This is a genomic window from Streptomyces corynorhini (genome assembly GCF_003346515.1).
Classification (GTDB): domain Bacteria; phylum Actinomycetota; class Actinomycetes; order Streptomycetales; family Streptomycetaceae; genus Streptomyces; species Streptomyces corynorhini.
In genome coordinates, this window is sequence record NZ_QQNA01000018.1 from 24,299 (window position 1) to 33,247 (window position 8,949).

General features: G+C 72.8%; 6 protein-coding genes. 4 read left to right on the forward strand and 2 right to left on the reverse strand.

Annotated features, from left to right (window positions below):
• Window positions 1-47 precede the first annotated feature (47 nt).
• Window positions 48-572, reverse strand: a complete 525-nt coding sequence (locus DVH02_RS03215; RefSeq protein WP_114622129.1) for a cysteine dioxygenase — start codon at window positions 570-572, stop codon at window positions 48-50.
• Window positions 573-1,254: 682 nt separating this feature from the next.
• On the opposite strand from DVH02_RS03215, the gene DVH02_RS03225 reads away from it, so the two are divergent.
• The 3 genes from DVH02_RS03225 (at window position 1,255) to DVH02_RS03235 (ending at window position 7,398) form a co-directional block, all read left to right on the forward strand.
• Window positions 1,255-1,518 (forward strand): WhiB family transcriptional regulator, encoded by a 264-nt coding sequence (locus DVH02_RS03225; protein WP_014046372.1) that lies wholly within the window; start codon window positions 1,255-1,257, stop codon window positions 1,516-1,518.
• A 310-nt stretch (window positions 1,519-1,828) separates the two neighbouring features.
• Window positions 1,829-5,770 (forward strand): glycosyltransferase, encoded by a 3,942-nt coding sequence (locus DVH02_RS03230; RefSeq protein ID WP_114622130.1) that lies wholly within the window; start codon window positions 1,829-1,831, stop codon window positions 5,768-5,770.
• Window positions 5,767-7,398, forward strand: coding sequence for a DUF5719 family protein (locus DVH02_RS03235; RefSeq protein WP_114622131.1), 1,632 nt, complete (start codon window positions 5,767-5,769; stop codon window positions 7,396-7,398). The genes DVH02_RS03230 and DVH02_RS03235 overlap by 4 nt, the downstream gene beginning before the upstream one ends.
• 239 nt (window positions 7,399-7,637) lie before the next feature.
• Here the strand turns inward: DVH02_RS03235 and DVH02_RS03240 are convergent, their stop codons facing one another.
• A complete protein-coding gene (locus tag DVH02_RS03240; RefSeq protein WP_114622132.1) occupies window positions 7,638-8,066 on the reverse strand; it encodes a metallopeptidase family protein in 429 nt (142 codons plus the stop codon).
• A gap of 275 nt (window positions 8,067-8,341) precedes the next feature.
• Between DVH02_RS03240 and DVH02_RS03245 the strand changes: the two genes are divergently transcribed.
• Window positions 8,342-8,770, forward strand: a complete 429-nt coding sequence (locus tag DVH02_RS03245; protein WP_114622133.1) for a DUF3499 domain-containing protein — start codon at window positions 8,342-8,344, stop codon at window positions 8,768-8,770.
• Window positions 8,771-8,949 lie beyond the last annotated feature (179 nt).

Genomic DNA, 8,949 nt, shown 5'->3' on the forward strand with positions numbered 1-8,949 from the left:
AGTGTGTCAGCCGGAGGCTGATCCTNNTGATCCTTGAGGGGCGGTGGTCAGGCGGGTACGGCGTTCTGGGCGGCGGGAGCCGCGTCCGCCGCGTCGGCCCGTACGGCCGCCGCCGGGTGCGGCGGCATCTCCGTCAGCCCCGGGTAGTAGATGTGCAGGCTCACCGCGGGCTCCAGCGCGTCGTTGACGACCTCGTGGGCCTGGCCGGGGGCCAGGATCCGCTGTGCGCCGGGGGCCAGGGTGCGTTCGCCGCCCTTCGTACGCTCCGTCAGCTTCCCTTCGAGCACGGTCAGTACGCCCGAGGACGGGCCGTGGTCGTGCGGGTCGGCGCTCTGCCCCGGCACCCAGGAGAGCAGCCAGACCTCGTAGCCGGGCCCGGTGCGCAGCCGGTGGTACCAGCGGGTGAGGGCGTCGTAGCGCACCAGCGGCGCCCACTGGTCCCGGTCGGCGGCGAGGGTGCGGGCGAGGCCGACGAACTCGGCCACGGTGACCGGGTGCTCGCGGGCCGGCTGGAGGAGATGCGGGACCTCAAGAAGGTCGCCGGCGATCTGCAGGTCGCTGTCGCTGTTCATGGCGCGGTGGTTCCTCGGAGATAAGGACGTGCGAGGGGTGCGTGGACGCGCCGGGCGTCAGGTACGCACGGGAGACAGGGGGGTGATCGGCCGGAGCGCGATCGGGCTGGAGGCGTCGGCCGTCAACAGCTGGAACAGCAACAGCGGGCCTGGACAGCGCTGCGGAATCCACGGACGTGGGTCGCGGTCTGCGAGGCGAAGGCTGGCATGGGATCCAAGGTCCCGAATCCGGTCCCGGATGTCAACTCAATGACCGGTTTGGTGGTAATTCTTCACCTCATCCGGTCGCTCCGGCGGACGGGGGGTTTGCGTATCGGGGGACCGGGACACATGGGGCAGCGACCGTGCGCGCAAACCCCTTCCGGGAATGTGATCCAGGTCGCTTCCCCGTTCGGGTGCGCAACAGGGGCGGAAGACGTGACGTCTTCCCTGTGAGGAATGTTGGGCATGTCGAACTTGTGGAGAGGAGGGCGCCGCGATCAGGCCAGTGGCATGTGTCAGGTTTTTGGTGATTTGCACACTTTCCGCATACGCTTGGTTCCGCAGAGTGAATACCGGGGGCAATAGCAGATCTCGGCTTGACCCACCCAGACCACGCACTTGTAATTTCACTCGTGTCGTTCGGCCGAACTCGACAGCGGCCACACCCACGGGGACGCATATAGACAGACGAGGGGCGCACATGACCGAGCTGTTCCAACAACTGCTGGTCGAGGACGCGGACGAGGAACTCGGCTGGCAGGAGCGCGCCTTGTGCGCCCAGACCGATCCCGAGTCCTTCTTCCCCGAAAAGGGCGGTTCGACCCGCGAGGCCAAGAAGGTCTGCCTCGCCTGCGAGGTCCGCTCCGAATGCCTTGAGTACGCCCTCGCCAACGACGAGAGATTCGGTATCTGGGGCGGCCTTTCCGAGCGTGAGCGGCGCCGCCTCAAGAAGGCCGCGATCTGATCCTGGACGGCCGCGATCCGGCCCCGGCGCCTCCGCCCGCGCCCGCCCCGCCGCCTGCCCCTCTCCGGCCGCCCGGCCGACGGCCGCCAGGCCCGCCGGTCCCGCTGTTACGTGTGACACGGTCCGCAGCCCGCGTTTTCCCGCAGGCGGCGGACCGTTGTGCTGTCGGCCCCGCCCGTCCCGCACACCGGTCGGGATCATCGGGCGACCGGGCGCTCGGTGTCCGTTCCTACCGTTAGTGTGGGGCCCCGTCCGAGACGCTCCAACGCCCCTTCGGGGCGACCCCCCGGCCGGAGGGCCCGCCACCTCAATGTCCCCCACCACAGCCGCGTTCGTTCCCGCCACCGCCCCCGAGTTCCCCCGGCACGTCGTGACCGCGGTGCTCGTCTCCCACGACGGCGCGCGCTGGCTGCCCGACGCCCTCGCCGGGCTGCTGGGCCAGGAACGCCCCGTACAGAACGTCATGGCAGCCGACACCGGCAGCGCCGACGACTCCGCCCAACTGCTCACCGAGGCGCTCGGCGACGACCACGTGCTGCACCTCGCCCGCAGGTCCGGCTTCGGCACGGCGGTCGACGAGGCCGCCCGGGTAGCCGGGGTGCTCACCCCCGACGAACTGCCCTATCTGAAGCGGCCGGGCGGCTGGAACCCGGTCACCAAGACCTGGCAGGACGAGAACTACAGCCTGCCGGAACTGCCGCACGGCGAACCGGTGCAGTGGCTCTGGCTCCTCCACGACGACTGCGCGCCCGCCCCCGACGCGCTCGCCGAACTGCTGCGCGTCGCCGACTCCGACGAGTACGCCGCCGTCGTCGGCCCCAAACTCCGCGGCTGGTACGACCGCAAGCAGCTCCTCGAAATCGGCGTCTCCATCGCCAACAGCGGCCGCCGCTGGACCGGCCTCGACCGGCGCGAACAGGACCAGGGCCAGCACGACCAGGTCCGCTCCGTCCTCTCCGTCTCCAGCGCCGGCATGCTCATCCGCCGCGACGTCTGGGACGAACTCGGCGGCTTCGACCGTGCCCTGCCCCTCATGCGCGACGACGTCGACCTGTGCTGGCGGGTGCACGCCGCCGGCCACCACGTCCTCGTCGCCCCCGACGCCGTCCTGCGGCACGCCGAGGCGTCCGCCCGCGAGCGCCGCACCGTCGACTGCGCGGGCCGCTCCGTCGTCAACCCGCACCGCGTCGACAAGGCCGGCGCCGCCTACACGATGCTCGTCAACGCACGGGCCGCCGTCCTCCCGTACGTCATGTTCCGCCTCGTCGTCGGCACCCTGCTGCGCACCCTCGCCTATCTCGTCGGCAAGGCGCCGGGGCAGGCCATCGACGAGGTCATGGGCCTCTTCGGCACCCTGCTGCGGCCCGGACGGATCCTCAGCGGCCGCAAGCAGCGCGGCAAGGGCGTCGTCGAAGCCGCCGAACTGCGCCCCCTCTTCCCACCCACCGGCGCGACGATCCGCGTCACCGTCGAACAGGTCGCCGCGAGCCTCGGCGGCGACGCCGACTCCGACACCGGCGGCTCGCGCCATGGCGCCGTCGAGTCAGGACCCGGCGGCGACGACGCCGACTTCATGGAGGTCGAGCAGTTCGCCCGGCTGAAGAAGCTGGTCCACAAGCCGGGCCCGGTCCTCTTCGCCGTCCTGCTGCTCGTCTCGGTCGTCGCCTGCCGGGGCCTGTTCGGCGGCGGCGCGCTCGCGGGCGGGGCGCTGCTCCCGGCCCCCGCCGACGTCTCCGACCTGTGGTCCCGCTACGCCGACGGCTGGCACCCCGTCGGTACGGGCATCACCGACACCGCGCCGCCCTACCTCGCCGTACTCGCGGCCCTGTCCGCGCTGTTCCTCGGCTCCACCGGCTTCGCCCTGACCCTGCTGCTGGTCTGCTCCGTACCGCTGGCCGGGATCACCGCCTACTTCGCCTCCCGGCCCCTGGTGCCCTCCCGGCTGCTGCGCGCCTGGGCGAGCGTCGCCTACGCCTTCCTGCCCGCCGCCACGGGCGCCCTGGCGACCGGGCGGCTCGGCACGGCCGTACTCGCCGTCCTGCTGCCGCTGATCGCCCGCGCCGCCGTCTCCGCGTACGCCCTGCGCGAGGGCGCGCACGGCGAGACGCGCGGCAGCTGGCGCGCCACCTGGGCGTACGCCTTCCTGCTCACCTTCGCGATGGCCTTCACCCCGGTCGTGTGGCCGATGGCCGTGGTGCTCGCCGTCGGCGTCCTCGCGCTGCGCAGGACCGATCTCACGACGTACGCGCCGCGCGTGCTCGCCGCGCTCGGCACACCGCTGCTGCTGCTCGCGCCCTGGTCGCTGTCGCTGCTGTCCGACCCGGGCTCCTTCTTCCGGGAGGCGGGCCTGGAGTTCGGCACCGGTTCCGCCTCCGCCCTCGACCTGCTCGGCATCAGCCCCGGCGGCCCGAAGGCGGCCGGTGGTGTCCTGATGCTCGGCATCGTGCTGGCCGGGCTGGCGGCCCTGCTCCGCTCCGAGCGGCAGTTCGCGATTCGTACGGCCTGGCTCGTCGCGCTCGTCGCGCTGGTCTTCGCCGTCCTGTCCAACAACTCCGGCTGGGCCGGTCCCGCCACCCTGCTCTACGGACTCGCGCTGATCGCGGCGGCCGTGCTCGGCGCCGACGGCGCCCGGATCAGGGTCGCCGAGCAGAGCTTCGGCTGGCGCCAGCCGGTGGCCGCGCTCATCGCCGCCGCCGCCGGTCTCGGCCCGCTGATCGTCGCCTTCGGCTGGATGATCGGCGGCGCGGCGGGCCCGCTGGAGCGCCGCGACCCGGTGCAGGTGCCCGCGTTCGTCGCGGAGGAGTCCATCACCCGCGACCAGCCGCGCACGCTGGTCCTCGGCGGCACCTCGGCGGCCGAGGTCGCGTACTCCCTGGTCCGCGGCTCCGGCGCCCGGCTCGGCGACGCCGAGCTGACCGCGTCGGGCGGCGGCGACGCGCGGCTCGACAAGATCGTCGCGAACCTGGTCGCGGGCTCCGGCGCCGACCAGACCGACCAGCTCAGCGGCTTCGCGATCCGGTACGTGCTCGTACGCGACGGCGTGCCCCGGCAGACGAGCCGCGTCCTGGACGCCACCCCGGGCCTGACCCGGCTCAGCCAGCTGGACGGCAGCGCGCTGTGGCGCGTGGACCGGCAGATCTCGCGGGCCACCATCGTCGACGGCAAGGGCGAGGGCGAGCCGCTGGCCGTCGCGTCCCAGCCGGTCGAGGCGCACACGAAGATCCCGGCGGGCGCCTCCGGGCGGATCCTGCGGATCGCTGACCGGGCCGACGAGGGCTGGCAGGCCACGCTCGACGGCAAGGTCCTCACGAAGAAGACCGTCGACGGCTGGGCACAGGGCTTCGAGCTGCCGGCCGAGGGCGGCCGGCTCGACCTCACCTACGAGGAGCCCTTCACCCACACCGTGTGGATCTGGACGCAGGTCGCGCTCGCGGTCGTCCTGCTGGTGCTCGCCCTGCCGGGCCGGCGCCGGGAGATCGACGACGACCTCCCCGAGGAGGAGCTGGACCTGCCGGAGCAGCAGGGTTCCGGCGAGGGACGCCGGGCGCGCAGGCTGCGCGCGGCGGCGGAGGCGGCCGAGGCTGCGGAGGCTGCTGCGGCGGCAGAGGTGGCGGAGGCGTCCGGGGCGGCGCCGGAGAGCGCCGCGGCCCCCCGGCCCGCTCCTGCCCCCGGTTCCCCCGGGGGACCGGAGTACGACACGGGGCAGCAGGCCGCCGTCCCGCCGGAGGAGCCGTACGGCGCGCCGGAGGAGCCGTACGGGGCCGGGGCCGTGCCCCAGCAGCCCGCGTACGACGAATGGGACTCCCGCACCTTCGCGGACGCGGAGTACCCGCCGGAGCCCCAGCAGGCGCAGCAGCCCCAGCAGACCCCGCAGGCGCAGCAGTACGGCGAGGGCCAGTACCCGCAGCAGCCCTATCAGCAGCAACAACAACAGCAGTACGCGGCCGACCCCTACCAGCGGGGCGACTACCCCCAGGGCGACTATCAGCAGGGTGAGTACGGGCAGGGCGAGTACCCGCAGGGCGAGTACCCGCAGGGCGAGTACCCGCAGGGCGAGTACGGGCAGGGCGAGTACGGGCAGGGCCAGTACCAGTCCGGCGTCCCGTACCAGCAGGACGGGCAGCAGCAGGACGGCCAGCAGCAGTACGACGCGCCGTCCTACGACCCGTACGGCTACGCCCAGCAGCAGCCGTACGCCGAAGGCCCCGACAACGAACCGCGTCAGCGCCCCGACGGGAGCAGCAACCAGTGAACCGTACGAGCCTCTCCCTCCTCGCGGCCGCCACCGCCCTCGCCGCCATCACCGGATTCGCCGCCATGACCGCTCCGGCCGCCGGTGACACGGCGGCGCCCGGCGCGGCCGCGCGGCTGCCGGTGGAGCGCACCACCCAGCTCTGCCCGGCGCCGAGCGTGTCCGAGGTGGCGGAGACGACGTACACCTCCGTCACGCCCACCGGCAAGGGCGGCGCGGACCGTGAGGCGGCGGCGGAGGAGGGCGGATCGGCGGAGCTGAAGAAGTCGACCGTCACCCTGGCCGCCTCCGACGGCGCGGACGGCGACAAGAAGGACACCGACAAGGACAGCAAGGGCGACAAGAAGGACGAGAAGGACGAGAAGGACGAGAACAAGCAGGACGACGCGAAGCAGGACGAAGCGAAGAAGAACGCGGCCAAGGAGAAGCCGTTCGTCTCGCTGAAGGAGCCCGGCAAGCCCGTCACCGTCGAGGCGGGCGGCGCGGACGTCCCGGCCCTGGTCGGCGTGGCGACCGGCAGGTTCGCCCCCGGCTGGACCACCCAGCAGACCACCGCGGTGAGTGTGGGCGACGCGCGCGGGCTGCTCGGTATGACCTGCACCGCGCCGGACACCGACTTCTGGTTCCCCGGCGCGAGCACCGAGCGCTCGCGCCAGGACTACGTACATCTCACCAACCCCGACGACTCCGTGGCCGTCGTGGACATCGAGCTGTACGGGAAGGACGGCGTGATCAAGTCGGAGGCGGGGGAGGGCATCCCCGTCCCCGCCAGGTCCACCGTCCCGGTGCTGCTGTCCACCCTGACCGCGGACGACGCCCCCAGTGTGACCGTCCACGTCACCACCCGTACGGGCCGGGTCGGCGCGGCGGTGCGCGCCGAGGACAGCGCGGGCGGCAGCGACTGGCTGACCGCCGCAGCGGACGCCGGGGGACGCCAGATCATGCCGGGCATTCCCGCGGACGCGACCGATGTGCGGCTGGTGGCGTTCGCGACCGGCGGCGACGACGCGGACCTGAAGGTGCAGCTCGCGGGCGCCGACGGCACGATCACCCCGGCCGGGTACGAGACGCTGCACGTCAAGTCCAAGATGACGGCGGCGCTCGACCTGTCCGACGTCACCAAGGGGGAGGCCGGTGCGCTGATCGTCGGCCCGGCCGACGGCAGCCGGGCGGCGCCCGTGGTCACGGCGCTGCGCGTGGTCAGGGGCAAGGGCGACAAGCGGGAGATCGCCTTCATTCCGGCGACCGGGGCGATCGCCTCGCGGGCGACCGTGGCGGACAACCGGGCCAAGGGCTCGACGCTCTACCTGACCGCGCCGGGCGAGGCCGCGAAGGTCAGGGTCACCGCCTCGGCGGGCAGCGGGGGCGGCGAGGCGAAGACGGAGACGTACAGCGTGAAGGCCGGCACGACGCTGGGCGTCCAGCCGCCGGTGCCCGCCGGGCTGAAGGGCGCGTACGCGCTGACCGTGGAACCGGAGTCGGGCGGTCCGGTCCACGCGGCGCGGATGCTTTCACTGCCGGAGGACGGCATCGAGATGTTCACGGTGCAGACGATGCCGGACGACCGGGGGACCGTCTCCGTACCGAAGGCCAGGGAGGACCTGTCGATCCTGGACGACGGGAAGTAGTCGGGAAGTAGTCGGGAAGCACCGGGAAGGTAGCGGGAAGCACCGGGAAGGTAGCGGGAAGCACCGGGAAGGTAGCGGGAAGCACCGGGAAAGTAGCGGGAAAGCACCGGGAAGCAACGGGTTCGGGCAGGGGGTACGGGGAGCGGGTGCTTGGGCGCTTGCGTGCTTGGGTACGCGGGTCACGCCCCGGCCCGGTACCCGCCCCGTACCCGCCGCGTAGCCGCTCCCCGGCCCCGGCCTCACTCCTGTCCGTACCGGGGATCCACGGACTCCGGCGCCAGGCCGAGCAGCTCCGCGACCTGCTCGACGACGACCTCGTGGACCAGCAGCGCGCGCTCGTCGCGGTTCTTGGTGCGGATCTCGACGGGCCGCCGGTAGACCATGATGCGCGCCGGACGGTCCTTCGTCGCCGGGTCCGAGCTGCCGAGGGGCACGGTGTCCTCCAGCGTCTCGGGCACCTCCAGCACCAGGAAATCGACGTCGGACAGCTGGGGCCAGCGCCGCTCCAGCCGGTCCACGGAGTCCCGCACGAGATCGCGGAAGGACTCCGAGCGGCTGGTCGAGAGCGGCACCTGGGGCGGCGCGACGGGACCGCGCATACCGCGGCCGTGCCGGTCGCGGCGGCGCGGTCCCTGCTCGGCCGGGCGGGGAGGTACGGGACTGTCCATCACTGACGCAGGGTAGCCCTCCCCAGGATCTCGTTATCGCGGTCGGGACCCCCCTCGTGCGGCATGTCGCATATTGAGCATTCAGGCCAAGCTTGAGTTCGATTCCCTACGCCTCCGCGATCGCCGGTCGCACCATCAATGATGGGTTTTGTCCCAAGTGGCGACCGTGTCACGGGGTGTCGCCGCTCCGTCACGCCGCTTTCCGTGCAGGTCAGGGCAGTTGATTCCGGCCAACCCGGGCAGGGCGCGGGGGCGCGACACGGGCGGGTGACGTGGTGGCGAGTCGTCGCGGCCCGCTCAAGAGTGCGGTACCGTCCAACATCGTGAGCCCTGTACGTCGCTGTTCGCGCACCGCGTGCGGCCGTCCCGCTGTCGCGACACTGACGTACGTCTATGCCGACTCGACCGCGGTCCTCGGCCCGCTCGCCACCTACGCCGAGCCTCACTGCTACGACCTGTGTGCGGAACACAGCGAGCGGCTGACCGCTCCGCGCGGCTGGGAGGTCGTCCGCCTGACGGACGGCTCGCCCCCGTCGCGCCCCAGCGGCGACGATCTCGAAGCCCTCGCCAACGCCGTACGCGAGGCGGCCCGGCCGCAGGAGCGCCGGTCGCCGGAGGGTGGCGGCAAGGGCGCGCGCGGCGGGGATCCGGTGGAGGTCGGGCGCCGGGGGCATCTGAGGGTGCTGCGCTCGCCGGATTCCTGACGGAGCACGCCGGATTTCTGACGGAGGACTTCTGGCCGAGGGCTCCTCGCAGAGGATTCCTGACGGACGGGAGCCGGTGGGGCGCGCTGATGTGCCGGTGCCCCTCTCCCGCTCTCCCCGCCCCGGCTCCTGCCGCTCCTCCCGCGCTCCCCCCCCGGCTTCTCCCGCTCTCCCCCCCC